We start from the raw sequence: 18388 nt of genomic DNA, 5'->3' as shown, positions 1-18388 counted from the left end.
TAATGGAAGATTACGGCTTATGAAAAAGACATCCCGTCTTGCGGTACTGGCTGCAGCGTTGCTGCCAGCATGGGCAATGGCAGAAAGCGTTGACCTGAATGTCATCGGTACCATTATTCCGACCTCCTGCATTCCGGCCTTTGCCGGTGGCGGCACGGTGGATCTGCGCAAGATTTCGGCGGCGACGTTGAATCCGACCACCCAGACCCTGTTGGCCGGTCGCGATGTGTCCCTGCACATCAATTGCGATGCACCGGCCCCCGTGGAAGTGTCGGTGCGTGACAACCGGGCCGGCACCAAGTTGCCCGGCATCAGTGATGGTGCCGGTCAGAGTGATCCGGCACTGTTTTTCGGGCTGGGCGAAATCAACGGTACGCCTATTGGTGGTTTCGCCTTGCGCCATGGCATTCCGGAGACCGACGGCAATGCCCAGACGCTGCTGACCCGAACACTGGCGGCCCCGGCATGGCGTGTGCCGACCAGCACACTGGTCAGCAATGCGCCGCAACTGTACTCGTGGGGCGACAATGCCGCGGCCGGTCCGGTTGCGGCTCGTCATCACGGTTTCCCGATGCACCTGCTGCCGATCATCGGCCCAAGCAACGCCCTGCCGATTGCCAACGAAATCCCGCTGGACGGCTCCGTGACGTTCGACATGTTCTACCTCTGATGACAGCGTCCCGGTGTCTCTCAGGCACCGGGACCGGCTGGCACACGCGAGCGCGGTCCGGCATTTGCCGGGCCGCATCCAGCATTCCACGGATTATCCCGATGCTCATTTCTTTCAAGTCTGCTCTCAAGACTGCAGCGCTGTGCCTGTTCGCATGGCTTTCAGTGCCGCTGGCCCACGCCGCCGGAATGGTTCCGCAGACGCCGGTGCTGTTGGTGGAGGAAGGTATGGGTGAAGCGGTAATGAATGTGCGCAATACCGATACGCGCCCCGCATTGCTGCACACCACCGTCGAGAATATCGAGGACAGCGACGATGTACTGCTGGTCTTTACCCCGCCCATCGCTCGTGTCGAACCGGACGGCATTCAGCAAGTGCGATTCATTCTGCAAAGTCAGCAACCGTTGAAGACTGAACGCCTGAAGCGGTTGATCTTCGAGGGGATCCAGCCGGCCAGTGACGCCGCCGGAGCGCGGGTCACTCTCGGTGTCCGTCAGAACCTGCCGGTGATTCTGCGCCCTGCCGGATTGCCGGTGGAGCGCGAGCCCTGGAAACGGCTGACCTGGTCAATAGATGCCGCTGGTGTGCAGGTCGTCAATCCGAGCCCCTATGTGGTTCGGCTGGCGAAAACCATTGTTCCTCTGCCGGGCACCCGCTCGGTTAACCTGCCGAAGACCTACATCTTGCCCGGCGAGCGACTGCACGTTGATTTCCCCTTGCACGCCTCGGCTCAGACGATGGCAGTGAGGATTTTTCCGGCCACCACCTACGGCTTTGCGGTCGACCATTACGACTCGCCGGTTACTCGCTGATGAAGGTCTGCGTTCGTTGGGGCGTGTTGCTGCTGGCGGTCAACGGCACGGTGCTGGCGGCCGAGTCACTGGAGTTCGACGCTCAAGTGTTGAGGGATCGCGGCATCGACCCTGCGCTGGCGGCGTACTTTCGGGAGGCGCCGCGCTTCGCCCAAGGCGAGCATGCCGTGGCGCTCGAGGTCAACGGACAGGCCAGAGGCCGTGTGCGGGTGTCGTTCAACGAGCGCGGAGAATTGTGCCTGCAACCCCAATGGCTGAACGCTGCCGGAGTACACCCGCCACCCTCGATGACCAAGTTGCGACCGCAGCAGTGCACGACGTTGGTGGAGGGATTTCCCGAAGCGGTCGCGCATCTGGATCCGGGACGCGAACGGATTGATCTGCTGGTACCGACCGACCGTCTGATGCTGCCGGAACGTACGCCCAACAACTTCGCTCATGGCGGAATGGCCGGCGTTTTCAACTACGACGCGTTGATGTTCGGCAGTCAGCATGAAGGCCAACACGACAGGTTTCAAAGCCTGGGCTCAGAGGTCGGCGTGAACGCCGGGGATTGGGTATTGCGCAGTCGGCAGTCTTACACGTCGACCTCCGGCAACTCGCGGTTCGAGCACCTGTATGCCTACGGTGCGCGAACCCTGGAAGACGCCGAAGTCAGCCTGCAGGTCGGGCAATTGAATCTCGCGTCGACCTTGTTTGCCGGTGAACCATTCAACGGTGTGCAGATCCTGCCGGAAGCGGCATTCACCCAGTTGCGAACGGCGCAGGACGGCGCGCGGGGGCAGGTGGAAGGTGTCGCGTATTCGCCGGCCCGCATCGAAGTCCGGCAGAACGGCGTGATGATCTACACCACCATGGTGCCGAGTGGACCGTTCACGCTGCGAGCGCTGCCGCTGCTGAGCAATCAGATTGATCTGGACGTGACTGTGCACGAGCAGGATGGGCAGGCGCGGCGCTTGCGGGTGCCGGCGGCCAGTCTCCACGAAGCACAATGGGCCGGGCCGAGCGGGTTCAACTTCGCGCTGGGCACGGTGCGACGGCTGGGCTCGGACGACCGACAGACGCCTTCTTTCACGGCGTTCAGCAAGGATTGGGATTGGGGGCAGGCCACCCGTCTCACCGCCGGTGTGCTCGCGGCAACCGACTACCTGTCGACAGGCTGGGGCCTGCAACGACAATGGGCCGGCGGCTACGCACTGGGCGTGAAGCAGGTGCTGTCCGATGACCGCTCCAGTGGCGCGGGAGGCAGCCAGACGCAGCTGACGCTTAGTGCGCCGCTGTCCGAGCACCTGTCGACGAGTCTGGTTGCGGTGCGCCAGAGTCGGAATTTTCGCACGCTGTCAGACACCGGCTGGAATCAGGCGCTTCACCGGGCAGAGTCTCCCGGTCGCGATCACCTGGTGTTTTCTGTCACCGGTTCGGTGGATCAATGGGGTGCATTCGGGGCGACCTGGTCGCGATATTCGACCCAGGGTGAACCGTCGCAGTCGCGTCTTGGCCTGTCCTGGTCGCGTACATTGCCTGAGCGCATCAGCCTTTCGTTGAACCTGGAGCGTGCTATCGGCGATACGGCGCCCGATCGCCTGGGCAATTCCGCTTACCTGACACTGGGAATGGCGCTGGGTGGCCAGCGAAGACTGCGCGGCTATTTGCGCCGTGATGATCGATCCGGCCTGCGTCGGGGCGTGGCCGTCAGCGATGTGCTGGGGGAAAACCTGGCCTACAGCGCCAACGCTGAATACCGCGATGAAGCGGCAGCGAGCTATGGTGTGCGCTTCAATGCCCTGCCGCGCTACACCAGCCTGGACGTTGGTGTCGGCCAGCGATCCGGCGCGACCGATTACGACGTGGGGCTGCGCGGTGGTGTGGTGCTGCATCGCGAGGGCGTAACCTTGTCGCCTTATCCCCTGCGCGACACTTTCGGCGTACTCAAGGCCGGTGATCGATCGGGCGTGAAACTGAACACGCCTCAAGGGCCGGTCTGGACCGATGGCTCGGGCCACGCAGTCGCGGCGAGCCTGCCGGCCTGGTCGACGGCACGGTTGGAAGTCGACCCGCTCAGCCTGTCGCGCAACGTTGAAGTGCTCGACGGGGTGAAGGAAGTGCAGCCCGCCCGTGGTTCGGTGCAGCATCTGGACTTTTCCCTCGTCACTGTCCGGCGATTGTTGCTGAATGCGATGACCGTCGACCGGCAATGGCTGACCAAGGGGTTGAGTGTTCACGATGAGCAGGGCCGCTACCTGACAACGGTCCAGGATGCCGGAACGATTTTTCTGCCCGACGCAAAAGCGGGTCAGCGCCTGCATGTGCAGCTCCCTGACAACACGCGGTGCGTGTTGCGTTTCCCGCTTCCCGAATCCCCTGAAGACAGCGCGCTCATCGAGCGGGTCGATGCCACCTGCGCGCCGGCCGAGCTGTCCTGAACGAGTGCATCTGATGAAATTTCTGCCGGTTTGGATCGTGTTGCCGTGTCTGGTATTTCAACAGGCGTTCAGCGCCGAGACGTGTCAGTCGAGTCTGTCGCCCGCGAGCGTGAACCTGGGTAGCGCAACGCGCGCCGACCTGCTGCAACGCACGGCGCTTGATGGCCGGGGCCCGGGCTTTGGTCTGCGCAGCGTGCACTTGCGGGTGCACTGTCCCGACGTGCGCTTGATGCGCTGGGCATTTGTCGCGCCCCCCGCCGATCCGCAACGTTTCCGTTGGGCGGCGGGCACGTTGCAACTGCGTATCGTGGCTGCTCGTGTCGACGGTGCGGCGGTGCACTGGCGCCTGGACAGCGGCCAACCGGTCGAAGGTGATTTCCTGCGACCGGGCATCCACGTTGTTCCATGGCGGGCGGACGCCGGTATCCAGGGCAGTCTGCTGGAAGTGGAGCTGGAGCTGGATGCGCGGGTCGATGACGCCTCAAGCCGCCCCGTCGATCCGGTGCGGTTTGAAGGTCAGGGCGCCTTTATGGTGGATTAATCGGCCTCGGCCAACAGCTTGATCGCCGCCGCGCCAACCTTGCGCACCGCTTCTTCGATCAGTGCTGTGGGTTTGGCCGCGTAGTTCATGCGCAGGCAATTGCGGTACTTGCCCGAGGCGGAAAAGATGCTGCCGACAGCAATCTGTACGCCCTGATCGTGCAGCGCACGATTCAGTTTCAGCGTATCGAAACCTTCCGGCAGTTCGACCCAGAGCATGAAGCTGCCCTGCGGGCGGCTGGCGCGGGTGCCGGCCGGGAAGTAGCGCGTCACCCAATCGATCATCACGTCGCGATTGCGCTGGTATTGCGTGCGCATCCGCCGCAAATGCGGTTCGAAGTGCCCGGCCTTGAGAAATTCGGCGATGGCGATCTGCGGTTGCGGTGCCGTGGAGCCAGTGCTGATGTATTTCATGTGCAGCACCCGCTCGAGATAGCGGCCGGGCGCGACCCAGCCAATGCGCAGCCCCGGCGCCAGGGTCTTGGAGAACGAACTGCACAGCAGCACGCGGCCGTCTTCGTCGAAGGATTTGATCGTGCGCGGACGCGGGTAGGTGTAGGCCAGTTCGCCATACACGTCGTCCTCGATGATCGCCACGTCGAAGCGCTGGGCCAGGTTGAGCAGGGCGCGTTTACGCGACTCCGGCATGATGTAGCCAAGCGGGTTGTTGCAGTTGGGCGTGAGCTGGATGACCTTGATCGGCCATTGTTCCAGCGCCAGTTCCAGCGCTTCGAGGCTGATGCCGGTGAGCGGATCGGTGGGGATTTCCAGGGCTTTCATGCCCAGCCCCTTGAGGGTCTGCATCGCGCCGTGAAAGCTTGGCGAGTCCACCGCAACGATGTCGCCGGGTTCGCAGATTGCGTGAATGCTGGTGGACAGCGCTTCGTGGCAACCGGTGGTGACCACCAGATCGCTGGCGCTCAACTGGCAGCCGGAATCGAGCATCAGCCGGGCAATCTGTTCACGCAATTCGAGAGTGCCGTGGATGTTGTCGTAATACAGACCGGGCATGTCCTGACGGCGGCTGATACGGGCCAGTCCGCGCAGCAGCGGTTTCATGGTCGGTGACGAGATGTCCGGCATGCCGCGACCGAGCTGCACAACGTCCTTGCGCGGTACCGCGCGAATCAGTTCCAGCACCTGATCCCACTGGGAAATTTCCACCGGTCGTTGCGCCGGGCGCCCGACCGCCGGCAGTTCCGGCAACTCGCGACCGACCGGCACGAAGTACCCGGACTTGGGTTTCGGCGTGGCCAGGCCGCTGTCTTCCAGCATCCGATAGGCCTGCTGCACCGTGCTCAGGCTGACCCCGTGTTCGACGCTCAAGGCGCGCACCGACGGCAGGCGATCACCAGGACGGTAGAAGCCTTGTTCGATGCGGGTGCCGAGCAGTTCGGCGAGATTCACATAGAGCGTCATGGCACTGCCTCGATGCAGATGATTCGTTAAACCAGTACAGATGCGGCGTAAATCGACAATTCAGTCGCAGAGACAGCAAATCTGTATGGAAATAATACAGATGTGTTGAATCTGTAATGATTTTGCTCGCCCGCGCATCATGGAATCTCTGGCTACCCAAGTAAACAGGAGCAACGAAAATGAACGGCTTGAGCGATGTGCGGCTGACGTTACACAGTCAGGAACTGGAGGCAGGGCAACAGGACAATGCGCGCAACGAGAGCATGTGCAACGCGCCGTCGGGCCTGAGTCGCTGGGACCTGTTCTGGCATCGTCTGCACACGCGCAAGGCGTTGTTGCGCTTGACACCGGAACAGCTCAAGGACATCGGGCTGACCCGCGAGCAGGCGCTGGAGGAAGGGTTGAAGCCGTTCTGGCGGATCTGAGATCTGTATCAGGATCGTTCCCACGCTCTGCGTGGGAACGCCGCCCCGGACGCTCCGCGTCCGCTGTGACGCAGAGCGTCACTGGATGCATTCCCACGCAGAGCGTGGGAACGATCTCAGACCAACTCTTTGAGCCGATGCCACAACATCCCCAACGCCAACAGCGGCGAACGCAGATGCTTGCCGCCGGGGAATGTGATGTGTGGCACTTTGGCGAACAGGTCGAAGCCACCGCTGTGCTGGCCGCTGATAGCCTCGGCCAGCAGCTTGCCCGCCAGGTGCGTGGCATTCACGCCGTGGCCGGAATAGGCCTGGGCGTAATACACGTTCGGCTGCTCCGCGAGCCGGCCAATCTGCGGCAGACGGTTGGCGCCGATACCGATCATCCCGCCCCACTGATAATCGATCTTCGCTGAGGCGAGCTGCGGAAACACTTCGAGCATCTTCGGCCGCATGTACGCGCCGATGTCCTTTGGATCACGCCCCGAATAATGGCAGGCGCCGCCGAACAGCAGACGACGATCTGCCGAGAGCCGGTAGTAATCCAGCGCCACCCGCTGGTCGCAGACCGCCATGTTCTGTGGCAGCAGGGCGTGGGCCTGTTCTTCGCTCAGCGGTTCGGTGGCGATGATGTAGCTGCCGGCCGGCAGTACCTTGCCGCTGAGTTGCGGATTCAGCCCATTGAGATAGGCGTTGCAGCCGAGCACCAGGGTTTTCGCCCGCACCGAACCTTGCGCTGTATGCACCCGGACTTCCGGGCCGTAGTCGATGCGAGTGACCGCCGATTGCTCGAACAGCTTCACCCCCAGTTGCTGCGCTGCTGCGGCTTCGCCGAGTGCCAGGTTCAGTGGGTGCAGATGCCCGGAACCCATGTCGATCAGGCCGCCGACGTAGCGTTTGGAGCCGACCACGGTGTGCATCTCGTTCGCTTGCAGCAGACGGGTTTCGTAGCGGTAACCGAGGCCGCGCAGTTCTTCGGCGTCTTCGGCAAAACCTTCAAGGTCGGAAGGTTTGTTGGCGAGGTCGCAGTAACCCCAGGTCAGGTCGCAGGGGATCTGAAATTTTTCGACGCGCTGGCGGACGATTTCCACCGCTTCCAGGCCCATGAGTTTCATCTGACGTACGCCGTCGGCGCCGATCACGTTGGCGAACTGATCGAGGCCGTGACCGACCCCGCGAATCAGTTGCCCACCGTTGCGACCGCTGGCGCCCCAACCGATCCGGTGCGCTTCCAGCAACACCACGCTCAAGCCCCGTTCAGCCAGTTCCAGCGCGGTGTTCAGCCCGGAAAAACCGCCGCCGACCACGCACACGTCCGCGATCAGTTCACCTTGCAGCACCGGATGATCGGGCTGCGGCAGGCTGCTGGCGGCGTAATAAGAGGCAACGTGGGGTTGGCTCGCGGTGGCGTGGGCGCGGGCATTCATGGGCGTCATCCTGAGCGGGTGTCGAGAAAATTTGACGGAGCATAAGCCGCAGGCCCGAGGCCGGGCAACATTGGTCGGCCCGTGGTGTCTGGATCACGGCTTTTGCGGCACAATTGCCGCCTATTTCGCTCCGGTTACCGCTGCAATGAGCTGCAACAGTCAGAAAATCCGCACCCTGCGTCAGCAGATTCCCACGTTCGAATGCGTGCCGGGCTGTCATGACTGTTGCGGGCCGGTGACCACCTCGCCCGAGGAAATGTCCCGCCTGCCGCGCAAGACCCGCGCCGAGCAGGACGCAGCGATGGAAGAGCTCAACTGTGTGCATTTGGGGCCGAATGGCTGCACGGTGTATGACGAGCGGCCGCTGATCTGCCGGTTGTTCGGCACCACCCAGACCTTGCCGTGCCCCAACGGCCGGCGACCGGTGGAACTGATTCACCCACGGGTCGAGAAGCAGGTGTTCGAGTACATGGCTGAAAACCGGCAAGTGCTGGTCTGACTCTGATCGTTCCCACGCTCTGCGTGGGAATGCAGCCCGGGACGCTCCGCGTCCCTTCCAAAGCCGAACGCGGAGCGTGGGAACGATCCAGTGGGCAGGTACTGGTCTGAGCGATCAGTCCGGAATCGGCAGGCTCAGGCTCTCTTTCACTTCTTCCATCACGATGTAGCTCTTGGATTCGCGCACATGCGGCAGCTTGAGCAGGATGTCGCCCAGCAGCTTGCGGTACGAGGCCATCTCGGAAATCCGCGCCTTCACCAGATAGTCGAAATCCCCTGATACCAGGTGGCACTCCAGCACGTGGGGCAATTTCAGCACCGCACGTCGGAACTCTTCGAAAGTATCGCCGGATTTGTAGTCGAGACTGATCTCGACGAAAACCAGCAGACTACCCTTCAAGTGCTGCGGATTCAGGCGGGCGTTGTAGCCCATGATGATCCCCTCGCGCTCCAGGCGACGCACCCGCTCGGTGCACGGCGTGGTGGAGAGCCCGACCTTCTCGCCTAGTTCGGTGAATGAAATCCGCCCGTCCGCCTGCAGGATCCGCAAGATGTTGCGGTCGATCTTGTCCAGCTCACGTTTGGTCTGAGTGTTGGTACGCATAGGGGATGCGCCTCCGTGAAAAGGGTTTTTGCCGAGAATTGTCGCCAAATATAGGCGCTTATACAGTGAAAAGCACTGGCAAATCTTTTTTACACTGCGCGCATCATTGCTCTAACAACAGACGTACGCGGCACGCCGCGATGAGGGATACAAAATGCGCGTTATGGTCTTGGGTAGCGGCGTCATCGGTACCGCCAGTGCTTACTATCTGGCCCGTGCCGGGTTTGAAGTGGTGGTGGTCGACCGGCAGCCCGCCGCGGCCATGGAGACCAGTTTCGCCAACGCCGGCCAGGTTTCGCCGGGCTACGCCTCGCCGTGGGCTGCGCCGGGCGTGCCGCTCAAGGCCATCAAATGGCTGCTGCAACGCCACGCGCCGCTGGCGATCAAGGCCACCGCCGACATCGACCAGTACCTGTGGATGGCGCAGATGCTGCGCAACTGCACCGCCAATCGTTACGCGGTGAACAAGGAGCGCATGGTGCGTCTGTCCGAGTACAGCCGCGACTGCCTCGACGAACTGCGCGCCGAAACCGGCATCGCCTATGAAGGCCGCAGCCTCGGTACGACCCAGTTGTTCCGCACCCAGGCACAACTGGATAACGCCGCCAAGGACATCGCCGTATTGAAAGAATCCGGCGTGCCGTTCGAAGTCCTCGACCGCGCCGGCATTGCCCGCGTCGAACCGGCGCTGGCGGGTGTCACCGACATCCTCGCCGGTGCCCTGCGCCTGCCGAACGACCAGACTGGCGACTGCCAGATCTTCACCACCCGCCTCGCCGAAATGGCCACCCAACTGGGTGTGGAATTCCGTTTCGGCCAGGATATCCAGCGCCTCGACTTCGCCGGTGACCGCATCAACGGCGTGTGGATCGACGGCAAGCTGGAAACCGCTGACCGCTACGTACTCGCCCTCGGCAGCTACTCGCCGCAACTGCTCAAGCCGCTGGGCATCAAGGCACCGGTTTATCCGTTGAAGGGCTACTCGCTGACTGTGCCGATCACCAACCCGGCGATGGCTCCGACTTCGACCATTCTCGACGAGACTTACAAGGTCGCGATCACCCGTTTCGACAACCGCATCCGCGTCGGCGGCATGGCGGAGATCGCCGGTTTTGACCTGTCGCTGAACCCGCGTCGGCGCGAGACCCTGGAGATGATCGTCAACGACCTTTATCCTCAGGGCGGCAATCTGGCCGAAGCGAGTTTCTGGACCGGCCTGCGCCCAACCACCCCGGATGGCACGCCGATCGTCGGCGCCACCCCGTTCAAGAACCTGTTCCTGAACACCGGTCACGGCACCCTCGGCTGGACCATGGCGTGCGGCTCCGGTCGCTTGCTGGCTGACCTGATGGCGAAGAAAAAGCCACAGATCAGCGCCGAAGGCCTCGATATTTCCCGTTATGGCAACACCACCCAGGAGTCCGCAAAGCATGGCAATCCAGCGCCAGCTCACCAATGAGCGCATGAGTCAGATCGTCAGCCACAACGGTACGGTGTATCTGTCCGGGCAGGTCGGCGATGACTTCAACGCCGGTGTCGAACAGCAGACCCGCGACGTCCTCGCCAACATCGAGCGCCTGCTCGATCTGGCCGGCACCGACAAACAGCATTTGCTGTCGGCGACGATCTACCTGAACGACATCGAGGCGCACTTTGCCGGCATGAATTCGGTGTGGGATCAGTGGCTGCCCAAGGGCGCCGCCCCGGCCCGTGCCACCGTTGAAGCGAAGATGGCCAAGCCGAGCATCCTGGTCGAGATCTCCATCGTCGCCGCGTTGCCGTAACCCGTTGTAAAGATCCCTCTCCCGGTGCTGTTGGCGGTTCACGCCGTCAGCCAGCGCCGGTTTTTATTCCCATGACCGCCAAGAAGTCTGCTGCCATGCGTCCTGCCCGTGCCCTGATCGACCTTCAAGCCCTGCGTCACAACTACCGTATCGCCCGTGAAGTCACCGGTGCCAAGGCACTGGCGGTGATCAAGGCCGATGCCTACGGCCATGGCGCGGTACGTTGCGCCCAGGCGCTGGAGGTTGAAGCGGACGGCTTCGCGGTGGCATGCATCGAAGAAGCCCTGGAACTGCGTGCCGCCGGGATTCGCGCGCCAGTGCTGCTGCTTGAAGGTTTTTTCGAGGCCGATGAGCTGGCGCTGATCGTCGAGCACGATTTCTGGTGCGTGGTGCATTCGCTGTGGCAGCTCGAAGCGATCGAGCAGGCGGCGTTGAGCAAGCCGATCACCGTGTGGCTGAAGCTCGATTCGGGCATGCATCGCGTGGGCCTGCATCCCAAGGATTACCCGGCGGCTTACCAGCGTCTGCTGGCCAGCGGCAAAGTAGCGAAAGTCGTGCTGATGAGCCATTTCGCCCGGGCCGATGAACTGCACGAGCAGAGCAGCGCCGATCAGGTCGCGGTGTTCGAAGCCGCGCGTCAGGGCCTGGCGGCCGAAGTCAGCCTGCGCAACTCGCCGGCGGTGCTGGGCTGGCCGCAGATTCACAGCGACTGGGTGCGCCCGGGCATCATGCTCTACGGCGCCACCCCGTTCGAAGAAGCCAACGCCGTGGCCGAGCGCCTGCAACCGGTGATGACGCTGGAGTCGAAAGTCATCAGCGTGCGTGAACTGCCGGCCGGCGAACCGGTGGGCTACGGTGCGAAATTCATCACCGACAAGCCGATGCGCATCGGCGTGGTCGCTATGGGTTATGCCGATGGTTATCCGCGTCAGGCGCCGACCGGCACCCCGGTGCTGGTGGCCGGCCAGCGCAGCCGCATTCTTGGGCGGGTGTCGATGGACATGCTGTGCATCGACCTGACTGACGTACCGCAGGCCGGCCTCGGTTCGACCGTCGAGCTGTGGGGCAAGAACATCCTCGCCAGCGATGTGGCGAAGTGGGCGGACACCATTCCGTACCAGATCTTCTGCAACCTGCGCCGGGTGCCAAGGCTCTATTCCGAGGGTTGAAGCGCTAGCGGGGCCCAAGTGTTGTAAATACTGAACGCTGTCGCCATGATAACGCTCAATATTTCTACAACATCAGGAGGCTCCAGCCTTGGACGTCGGTGAACGACTGCAATCGATCCGCAAGCTCAAAGGGCTTTCCCAGCGTGAACTCGCCAAGCGCGCGGGCGTCACCAACAGCACCATTTCGATGATCGAAAAGAACAGCGTCAGTCCTTCGATCAGTTCGCTGAGGAAGGTTCTGGGCGGGATTCCCATGTCCATGGTCGAGTTCTTTTCCGAAGAGATCCTGCAGGAAAAACCGACCCAGATCGTCTACAAGGCCAACGAGCTGATCGACATTTCCGACGGCGCCGTGACCATGAAGCTGGTCGGCCGCGCGCACCCTAGTCGGGCCATCGCGTTCCTCAATGAAATCTACCCGCCGGGCGCCGACACCGGCGAAGAAATGCTCACCCACGAAGGCGAGGAAACCGGGATTCTGGTGGAAGGGCGCCTGGAGCTGGTGGTAGGCCTTGAAACTTTTATCCTCGAAGCCGGCGACAGCTACTACTTTGAAAGTACCAAGCCGCATCGTTTCCGTAATCCGTTCGATGCACCGGCGCGACTAATCAGCGCAGCCACGCCGGCGAATTTTTAAACAAAGAGGCGCCAGGCCATACGGCGAAGGCACCCGAAACGTTTTTCCACAGCGCGATATAACCCCTTCGAATTTGGGGTTGTTTCAGTGAAGCGGGGTAACCGCTATACTTGCGCCCGCCTGCGAACCGTGGCCGCAGGCGTGAATAGCCACCATTGAGGGTGAACGCGTGAACCTAATTATGAAAATGCTGGCTGCACCAGCAACCGTATTGGCCCTCTGGGCTGTCAGCGCTCAAGCTGCGACGAATGACGACATTGCCAAACGCCTCGAGCCTGTCGGCCAGGTGTGTGTTCAGGGGCAAGAGTGCAAGGGGATGGAAGTCGCTGCTTCGGCAGGCGGCGGTGGCGGCGCCAAGACGCCGGACGAAGTGATTGCCAAACATTGCAACGCTTGCCACGGCTCCGGCCTGTTGGGCGCACCGAAAATCGGTGACACCGCGGCCTGGAAAGAGCGCGCCGACCACCAGGGCGGCCTCGACGGCATCCTGGCCAAGGCCATCACCGGCATCAACTCGATGCCGCCAAAAGGCACCTGCGCCGACTGCTCCGATGAAGAGCTCAAGGGCGCGATCCAGAAGATGTCCGGCCTGAAATAAGCCGCGCTTCTGACGAAAAAAACCGTCTTCGGACGGTTTTTTTGTCTGCAATATCACTGTGTGCTTTTCGCGATAAAGGCACCGGAAGAATTCAGCACGGCTTTGTACACCGCGTAAGCATCAGTATCTGCTGGGGCTATTGCTTCGGAGCGCCCTTCCGAAATCTGTCTCAGATCACATCCCGGGATCGACATAATGAGCGGTGAGTGAGTGGCAATGATGAACTGTGCACCCTTGCGCGATAGCTCCATTACTCGGTTGATGAACACCAATTGCCTCAATGGGGATAACGACGCTTCCGGTTCATCTAGAACGTACAGTCCCTGGGCTTTGAATCGGTTTCGAAACAGCGCCTCCATTGCTTCACCGTGCGACATGCAATGCATATCCTCGCCGCCGTAGTAGGCCTTTATTTCGGGATCAAAGCTCGCCTCTGCGTCAAGCTTGCGGATCGCAGTGTTCAAGTTATAGAAGGTTTCTGCTCTGTAGAAAAAAACGTCCTTCTCCTTTCGGTAGCCTTTTGAAAGCGTCAGGGCTTCGTGCATATTCGAGTGAGTGTTCTCGGTCGAGAAATTAAAGTTCTTCCCACCGCCTTCTGGATTGCATCCCAAACTGATGGCAAGTGCTTCAAGCAGGGTGGACTTTCCAGAACCATTTTCTCCGATAAATACGGTAATTCTGTTACTGAATGGAAGCGGAAAAAGGTCGCGTAAAAAATGAGCCGCCACTCTGTCTGGCTTTAGTCGTATCTGCTGGATGAATAAATCATTCATATTGGTGCTCCCCGAATATTCTACTGACGGATACCCTTACTCCAATCATCGTTATGCCAAGTCTTATTGAGCTCGTGCTAGCCATGGTAAAAATTCCGACGTAACCAAGGCAGGCAATAAGACGCTCGCCGAATAATTCAGGCGTAGCAGTGGCGCTGAAAATAACGACCGATACTGTCCCGGCCGAGATCGCCATTTCCGGCCAGAAGCATTGAATGGCGTTGGCTTTTTGATATTTGTAGCGTGCTCGTATTGTATTCTTCAGACGTTCATTACAGCTGGTGATAAGTGCTTGAGAATTTTGGTCATCAATTGTGGGGGAGCTGAAAGTGCTGATGAGTGATTCCTTATACAGGTCTTCATTGACCATTTCGGCTTTATACAGACTCTGGATTTTGGGTTTGGCATATATCAACTGCACGCAAGTCAACGCAGTGATGAGTATCAGAGGGATGAAAAAATAAGCGTTTTCACGAAGTAAGATATAGGCTGTGGCAAAAGTCAAAATACAAGATCCTGCCAGATGAGTTGAGTCATGAAGGACTGAAGCAATTTTCTCGGCATCTTCTTTGATCATCGTCACGCGAAAGCTTAACGGATAAGGCCTTTTATCATGCACAACGAAATTAATGAGTAAAAAGCGAGATTTTGCTTCCATAAGCGCTGCCATTGAGTTACCCAGAGTTTGCATTGCGAGCTTCGCTAAAAAAATAGTGGTGAGAACTAGGTACAGATTAGTGCTGAAAGCACCACTACTGAGAGCTGTAAGTCCCTTGGCAACGATCGATGGTATTAGCAATTGGCATACAGCTGCTAAAGTCAGGCACATTGTTGAAAATAAAAATAATATTAAATTTTTTTGCAAGCACATAAACATAATTTAATGCCCCTCATACTGCAATTTGTAGCTTAGAATCCGGTGGCGGCGATAAGCGGCCTCTCTGCTTGAATAGTATATGGATAGAAGCGAAGTTGTCGGGCTGAGCACACGTTCGAGGTAGATGGCTGAGGCAAAGATAGCGCCTGTTGTCAAAGTGCTTTCGCTTAATAAGTGAGCAGATATCAAGAATAAAAAAACTATCGCTACCAAATAGCATGTTCCTGAAATGGATTCGAAGGATGATGCTTTTAGGCTTGAACGAAAAGCGAGGCGTTCAATGTGTTTGATGCTCAGCTTGACTCTGTCGTTGTATGGTTCGGCATTGTATAAATGCGCACAGATTGCCCCTATTGTAACGGTGTTTTCTTTTACATATTCTTCAAAAAGGGTGGCGCTGTTTCTCCGGGTTATAAAATATGCAGATGAGGCATATATCAGGCCGCTAAGGGGGGCGAGCGCCAAAAGTGGATGATAGTGAGTCGTTATAATCAATGCGAAGATTATGATGCTGAAGTTGAGTGAGGTGTCAAAGAAAACCGAATGGTATAGATACAAAGAGCCGTCAACATCTCCGTCGATGAGTTCGATCTGCTCACCTGGGTTTCTTGTATGTATGGATGCTTTGCTTCCCAGGCGAGTTAAAATTGTTTTTTTCAGAATGTACCTTGTCTTGGCAGAAGTCTTTTGTAGATATATGTTGGCTGCTAGTTTCAAGGGTGGCGTCGCGATGATGAAAAGCGAAGCACCAGCGAGCACATATAAATATAAGCGATCGTGGGATAGATATAAATTAATTGAATTTCCGATTAAGTAAGGCGATGCGCTTGTTAGAGCTGAGACGCCCAGGCCGAAGCAGCAAAGTATTAGATTGCTTTTCATGGTTTGATAAATTCCATTTGGTGCGGACGAAATGGAAGCTCGTAGTTATGGTCAATCAAACCAATGGAACCGAGTAGTGAACCTGGCTGAGTTTCCAGGGCGCTTCCGGATGCTTTTGGAAGTTTATTTTCGATATGGTAAATATAGTAAGGCAGGTATGGCCATGCCGGGCAGTCTGTGGTCAGGCTTCGGTGGCGGTTCAAGGGCTCAGTTAAAAATTCAATCGGCGTTTTCAATATAAAAATCCTGAAGCAAGTGAAAGGGCGGCACGTATTGACCGCCCTTGGCTCATGACTACATGTAAGTCGGGTAGCAGCATCCTTGCCAACATTGTGAGCAGCAACTAGCGCATGGGCGCGAACCGCTGCTGGCTGCACTCAAGTTGCTGAATGCTTGAATTGCCAACGTTGATATAGGTTCGCTTGAATTTAGAATGCGTGTCCACGCACTACGGATTGCTAAAAAATCGATCTCCATAAATTGTTCGGATAAATTTATGTTGGTCTAAAGGCATTGATTGCTAACGAAGTGTTACGTTTTTAATGCTAGCTGGAACTCAGATAACTTCAATTCAGAAGTGTCCTGAAGTTCTGCGCGATTAAATTGGAATCAATGTGGGAAAGAGGCTGCAGGCTTGTGTGATGATTCTCTCGGTATCGTTAATGCATTGTTATTGTTGGATGTTTTTTGGATGTGCTTGCACCAACATCGCACTCTCCTATTTTTTTCGCACTAATTGCCTTCCCTCTGAAGTAAATCCCCGGCAAGCTCGGTCTACCCCTATTCACGGAACGGGCAGGAGGCTTCAGATGGTGCAGTTGTGTTCGATCGAACAGGCAGTGGACGACGTGCTGGCGCGGTTGCCGGCGCATATCCACATGGGCCTGCCGCTGGGGCTGGGCAAACCCAATCCTTTCGTCAACGCGCTGTACCGGCGGGTGGCCGGGTTGCCCGAACGGCAGCTGACGATCTACACCGCCTTGTGCCTCGGCCGTCCGGCCCTGGGCGACGGTTTGCAGAAGCGCTTCATCGAACCCTTCGTCGAGCGGGTGTTCGGCGATTATCCGGAACTGGAATTCCTCGCCGACCTGCACCGCGACAGCCTGCCGTCCAACATCCGCATCGAACAATTCTTCATGCAGCCCGGCAGCCTGCTCAACAGCGCGCCGGCCCAGCAGGATTACGTCAGCAGCAACTACAGTCACGCCGCCCGCGACATCAACGCCGCCGGGCTGAACCTGGTGGCGCAGTTGCTCGCCAGCAGTAGCGAACATCCCGATCGCCTGAGCCTGAGCTGCAACCCGGACATCACCCTCGACCTGTTCCCGATGATCGCCAAACGCCGGGCGGCGGGGGAGACCATTCTGCTGGTCGGCCAGGTGCACACCGAGCTGCCGTACATGCCGGGCGACGCCGAAGTCGACATCGATACCTTCGACCTGCTGATCGACGAGAAGGACAGCAGCACGCTGTTTTCCACACCGAACATGCCTGTCGGCTTTCAGGATCATTTCATCGGTTTGCACGCCAGTACCCTGGTACGCGATGGCGGCACCTTGCAGGTCGGTATCGGCTCGATGGGCGATGCGCTGACCGCCGCGTTGCTGGCGCGTCAGGCCGACAACGCCGGATACCAGGACTTGCTGGCCGATGTGAACCTCAGCCAATGGGCGCAGTTGATCGAACGCGAGGGCGGCATCGAACCCTTCGCCAAAGGCCTGTACGGTTGCAGCGAAATGTTCGTCAACGGCCTGCTGGTGCTGGCCGAAGCCGGGATCATCCGGCGCAAGGTCTACCCGGATGTGCAGACCCAGCAGCAGGCCAACGCCGGGACCCTCGACGAGGCGGCGCAAACCGATGGCATCTCGATCCACGGCGGTTTCTTCCTCGGGCCGCGCAGTTTCTATGAGCGCTTGCGTGAGTTACCGCTGAGCAAACGCCTTGAATTCAACATGACTCGCATCAGCTACATCAACGAACTGTACGGTCAGGAAGAACTCAAGCGTCTGCAACGCCTGGATGCGCGGTTCATCAACACTGTGTTCACCATGACCCTGTTGGGTGCCGGGGTGGCGGATCAACTGGAAGACGGGCGGGTGCTCAGCGGCGTCGGCGGCCAGTACAACTTCGTTGCCCAGGGCCATGCGCTGCACGATGCGCGTTCGATTCTGCTGCTGCGCAGTTGGCGCGAATCCGGCGGCGATGTCAGTTCGAACATTGTCTGGGAGTACGGCCACTGCACGATTCCGCGGCACCTGCGCGACATCGTGGTCACCGAGTACGGTATCGCCGATTTGCGCGGCAAGTCGGATGCGGTGGTGATCGAAGCGCTGTTGAACATCAGCGACTCGCGCTTCCAGCAGGGCCTGATCGAGCAGGCGCAGAAGGTCGGCAAGCTGCCGAAGGATTTCCGTCTCGATCCGCGCTTTACCGACAACACCCCGCAACGCTTGCAGGCGATTGCCGCACGGCATCCGAACCTGTTTCCGGAGTATCCGCTGGGCTGCGATTTCACGGAGGTCGAAAAGGATCTGTTGCGGGCGCTGAACTGGCTCAAGAGCAAATTCAAGCTGACGGAGATTCTGGAACTGGGCAAGGCCGCGCTGGATGCGCCAGAGGCTTCACTGTATCCGGAGCATCTGGCGCGCATGCAGCTCACTGATCCGGAAGGTCTGAAGGAAGACCTGTTTCAGCGGTTGCTCCTCACTGGCCTCAAAGCTACCGCGCAATAACTCCAACACCCGAAGCAACTGTGGGAGCCAGCCTGCTGGCGATTGCTATCCGCCAGTCCTGAAGATGTTGACTGACACGACGCCATCGCCAGCAGGCTGGCTCCCACAGAGGTAATGC

At 59.1% G+C, this 18388-nt stretch carries 19 protein-coding genes; 12 read left to right on the top strand and 7 right to left on the bottom strand.

Translation table 11 applies throughout. The annotated features are described in order from the left end of the window. Window positions 1-19: 19 nt before the first annotated feature. The 4 genes from BMZ46_RS16060 (at window position 20) to BMZ46_RS16045 (ending at window position 4446) form a co-directional block, all read left to right on the top strand. A complete protein-coding gene (locus tag BMZ46_RS16060) occupies window positions 20-670 on the top strand; it encodes a DUF1120 domain-containing protein (protein ID WP_039765232.1) in 651 nt (216 codons plus the stop codon). 101 nt (window positions 671-771) lie between these two features. Then, window positions 772-1482 (top strand): fimbria/pilus chaperone family protein, encoded by a 711-nt coding sequence (locus BMZ46_RS16055; protein ID WP_074689988.1) that lies wholly within the window; start codon window positions 772-774, stop codon window positions 1480-1482. Then, on the top strand, window positions 1482-3905 hold the full coding sequence (locus BMZ46_RS16050; protein ID WP_074689990.1) for a fimbria/pilus outer membrane usher protein: 2424 nt from the start codon (window positions 1482-1484) through the stop codon (window positions 3903-3905). The genes BMZ46_RS16055 and BMZ46_RS16050 overlap by 1 nt, the downstream gene beginning before the upstream one ends. A 13-nt stretch (window positions 3906-3918) precedes the next feature. Beyond that, on the top strand, window positions 3919-4446 hold the full coding sequence (locus BMZ46_RS16045) for a hypothetical protein (protein WP_039765235.1): 528 nt from the start codon (window positions 3919-3921) through the stop codon (window positions 4444-4446). Here BMZ46_RS16045 and BMZ46_RS16040 read toward each other — a convergent pair. Further along, window positions 4443-5864, bottom strand: coding sequence for an aminotransferase-like domain-containing protein (locus tag BMZ46_RS16040; RefSeq protein ID WP_039765236.1), 1422 nt, complete (start codon window positions 5862-5864; stop codon window positions 4443-4445). The two genes, BMZ46_RS16045 and BMZ46_RS16040, sit on opposite strands and share 4 nt — an antisense overlap. Window positions 5865-6043: 179 nt before the next feature. Between BMZ46_RS16040 and BMZ46_RS16035 the strand changes: the two genes are divergently transcribed. Further along, window positions 6044-6289, top strand: coding sequence for a DUF1127 domain-containing protein (locus BMZ46_RS16035; RefSeq protein WP_039765237.1), 246 nt, complete (start codon window positions 6044-6046; stop codon window positions 6287-6289). Window positions 6290-6405: 116 nt separating this feature from the next. Here BMZ46_RS16035 and BMZ46_RS16030 read toward each other — a convergent pair whose 3' ends face one another. Beyond that, a complete protein-coding gene (locus tag BMZ46_RS16030; RefSeq protein ID WP_074689992.1) occupies window positions 6406-7716 on the bottom strand; it encodes an NAD(P)/FAD-dependent oxidoreductase in 1311 nt (436 codons plus the stop codon). Window positions 7717-7861: 145 nt separating this feature from the next. Between BMZ46_RS16030 and BMZ46_RS16025 the strand changes: the two genes are divergently transcribed. Further along, window positions 7862-8215, top strand: coding sequence for a YkgJ family cysteine cluster protein (locus BMZ46_RS16025; RefSeq protein ID WP_007954485.1), 354 nt, complete (start codon window positions 7862-7864; stop codon window positions 8213-8215). A gap of 114 nt (window positions 8216-8329) precedes the next feature. Here the strand turns inward: BMZ46_RS16025 and BMZ46_RS16020 are convergent, their stop codons facing one another. Then, a complete protein-coding gene (locus tag BMZ46_RS16020) occupies window positions 8330-8818 on the bottom strand; it encodes an Lrp/AsnC ligand binding domain-containing protein (protein WP_003177284.1) in 489 nt (162 codons plus the stop codon). Between the two features lie 154 nt (window positions 8819-8972). Here BMZ46_RS16020 and dadA point away from each other — a divergent pair, with 154 nt between their 5' ends. The 5 genes from dadA (at window position 8973) to BMZ46_RS15995 (ending at window position 13006) form a co-directional block, all read left to right on the top strand. Further along, window positions 8973-10277, top strand: a complete 1305-nt coding sequence (dadA, locus tag BMZ46_RS16015) for a D-amino acid dehydrogenase (protein ID WP_074689994.1) — start codon at window positions 8973-8975, stop codon at window positions 10275-10277. Beyond that, window positions 10249-10602, top strand: coding sequence for a RidA family protein (locus tag BMZ46_RS16010; RefSeq protein WP_039765240.1), 354 nt, complete (start codon window positions 10249-10251; stop codon window positions 10600-10602). Before dadA ends, BMZ46_RS16010 begins: the two co-directional genes overlap by 29 nt. 95 nt (window positions 10603-10697) lie before the next feature. Beyond that, window positions 10698-11771 (top strand): alanine racemase, encoded by a 1074-nt coding sequence (alr, locus tag BMZ46_RS16005; RefSeq protein ID WP_074689996.1) that lies wholly within the window; start codon window positions 10698-10700, stop codon window positions 11769-11771. An 88-nt stretch (window positions 11772-11859) separates the two neighbouring features. Beyond that, on the top strand, window positions 11860-12408 hold the full coding sequence (locus BMZ46_RS16000; protein ID WP_003229444.1) for a cupin domain-containing protein: 549 nt from the start codon (window positions 11860-11862) through the stop codon (window positions 12406-12408). 181 nt (window positions 12409-12589) lie between these two features. Further along, on the top strand, window positions 12590-13006 hold the full coding sequence (locus BMZ46_RS15995; RefSeq protein ID WP_039765242.1) for a c-type cytochrome: 417 nt from the start codon (window positions 12590-12592) through the stop codon (window positions 13004-13006). 53 nt (window positions 13007-13059) lie between these two features. Here BMZ46_RS15995 and BMZ46_RS15990 read toward each other — a convergent pair whose 3' ends face one another. The 4 genes from BMZ46_RS15990 to BMZ46_RS29090 all read right to left on the bottom strand — a co-directional run bounded on the left by BMZ46_RS15990 (window position 13060) and on the right by BMZ46_RS29090 (window position 15774). Beyond that, window positions 13060-13779 (bottom strand): AAA family ATPase, encoded by a 720-nt coding sequence (locus tag BMZ46_RS15990; RefSeq protein ID WP_074689999.1) that lies wholly within the window; start codon window positions 13777-13779, stop codon window positions 13060-13062. Then, complete coding sequence (locus BMZ46_RS15985) at window positions 13772-14470, bottom strand: hypothetical protein (RefSeq protein WP_074690001.1); 699 nt, start codon at window positions 14468-14470, stop codon at window positions 13772-13774. The genes BMZ46_RS15990 and BMZ46_RS15985 overlap by 8 nt, the downstream gene beginning before the upstream one ends. A gap of 189 nt (window positions 14471-14659) precedes the next feature. Beyond that, window positions 14660-15538, bottom strand: coding sequence for an ABC transporter ATP-binding protein (locus BMZ46_RS29095; protein ID WP_134334174.1), 879 nt, complete (start codon window positions 15536-15538; stop codon window positions 14660-14662). Beyond that, window positions 15535-15774, bottom strand: coding sequence for a hypothetical protein (locus BMZ46_RS29090; RefSeq protein ID WP_134334173.1), 240 nt, complete (start codon window positions 15772-15774; stop codon window positions 15535-15537). Before BMZ46_RS29090 ends, BMZ46_RS29095 begins: the two co-directional genes overlap by 4 nt. Before the next feature lie 573 nt (window positions 15775-16347). On the opposite strand from BMZ46_RS29090, the gene BMZ46_RS15980 reads away from it, so the two are divergent. Further along, the gene (locus tag BMZ46_RS15980) at window positions 16348-18270 is read left to right on the top strand and encodes an acetyl-CoA hydrolase/transferase C-terminal domain-containing protein (RefSeq protein WP_074690003.1); all 1923 of its coding nucleotides are present in this window, start codon (window positions 16348-16350) and stop codon (window positions 18268-18270) included. Window positions 18271-18388 lie beyond the last annotated feature (118 nt).

It is taken from the genome of Pseudomonas sp. NFIX49, assembly GCF_900115915.1.
In the GTDB taxonomy this organism is placed as follows: domain Bacteria; phylum Pseudomonadota; class Gammaproteobacteria; order Pseudomonadales; family Pseudomonadaceae; genus Aquipseudomonas; species Aquipseudomonas pharyngis.
This window is presented reverse-complemented; position numbering and strand designations above follow the sequence as displayed.

Coding starts and splice junctions, on each gene's coding strand:
- BMZ46_RS15995 (WP_039765242.1), top strand. CDS start 12,590: ATGAAAATGCTGGCTGCACCAGCAACCGTATTGGCCCTCTGGGCTGTC.
- BMZ46_RS16040 (WP_039765236.1), bottom strand. CDS start 5,864: ATGACGCTCTATGTGAATCTCGCCGAACTGCTCGGCACCCGCATCGAA.
- BMZ46_RS15985 (WP_074690001.1), bottom strand. CDS start 14,470: ATGCAAACTCTGGGTAACTCAATGGCAGCGCTTATGGAAGCAAAATCT.
- BMZ46_RS16050 (WP_074689990.1), top strand. CDS start 1,482: ATGAAGGTCTGCGTTCGTTGGGGCGTGTTGCTGCTGGCGGTCAACGGC.
- BMZ46_RS16055 (WP_074689988.1), top strand. CDS start 772: ATGCTCATTTCTTTCAAGTCTGCTCTCAAGACTGCAGCGCTGTGCCTG.
- BMZ46_RS29095 (WP_134334174.1), bottom strand. CDS start 15,538: ATGAAAAGCAATCTAATACTTTGCTGCTTCGGCCTGGGCGTCTCAGCT.
- BMZ46_RS16025 (WP_007954485.1), top strand. CDS start 7,862: ATGAGCTGCAACAGTCAGAAAATCCGCACCCTGCGTCAGCAGATTCCC.
- BMZ46_RS16045 (WP_039765235.1), top strand. CDS start 3,919: ATGAAATTTCTGCCGGTTTGGATCGTGTTGCCGTGTCTGGTATTTCAA.
- BMZ46_RS16030 (WP_074689992.1), bottom strand. CDS start 7,716: ATGAATGCCCGCGCCCACGCCACCGCGAGCCAACCCCACGTTGCCTCT.
- BMZ46_RS16035 (WP_039765237.1), top strand. CDS start 6,044: ATGAACGGCTTGAGCGATGTGCGGCTGACGTTACACAGTCAGGAACTG.
- alr (WP_074689996.1), top strand. CDS start 10,698: ATGCGTCCTGCCCGTGCCCTGATCGACCTTCAAGCCCTGCGTCACAAC.
- BMZ46_RS15990 (WP_074689999.1), bottom strand. CDS start 13,779: ATGAATGATTTATTCATCCAGCAGATACGACTAAAGCCAGACAGAGTG.
- dadA (WP_074689994.1), top strand. CDS start 8,973: ATGCGCGTTATGGTCTTGGGTAGCGGCGTCATCGGTACCGCCAGTGCT.
- BMZ46_RS16020 (WP_003177284.1), bottom strand. CDS start 8,818: ATGCGTACCAACACTCAGACCAAACGTGAGCTGGACAAGATCGACCGC.
- BMZ46_RS16010 (WP_039765240.1), top strand. CDS start 10,249: ATGGCAATCCAGCGCCAGCTCACCAATGAGCGCATGAGTCAGATCGTC.
- BMZ46_RS15980 (WP_074690003.1), top strand. CDS start 16,348: ATGGTGCAGTTGTGTTCGATCGAACAGGCAGTGGACGACGTGCTGGCG.
- BMZ46_RS16060 (WP_039765232.1), top strand. CDS start 20: ATGAAAAAGACATCCCGTCTTGCGGTACTGGCTGCAGCGTTGCTGCCA.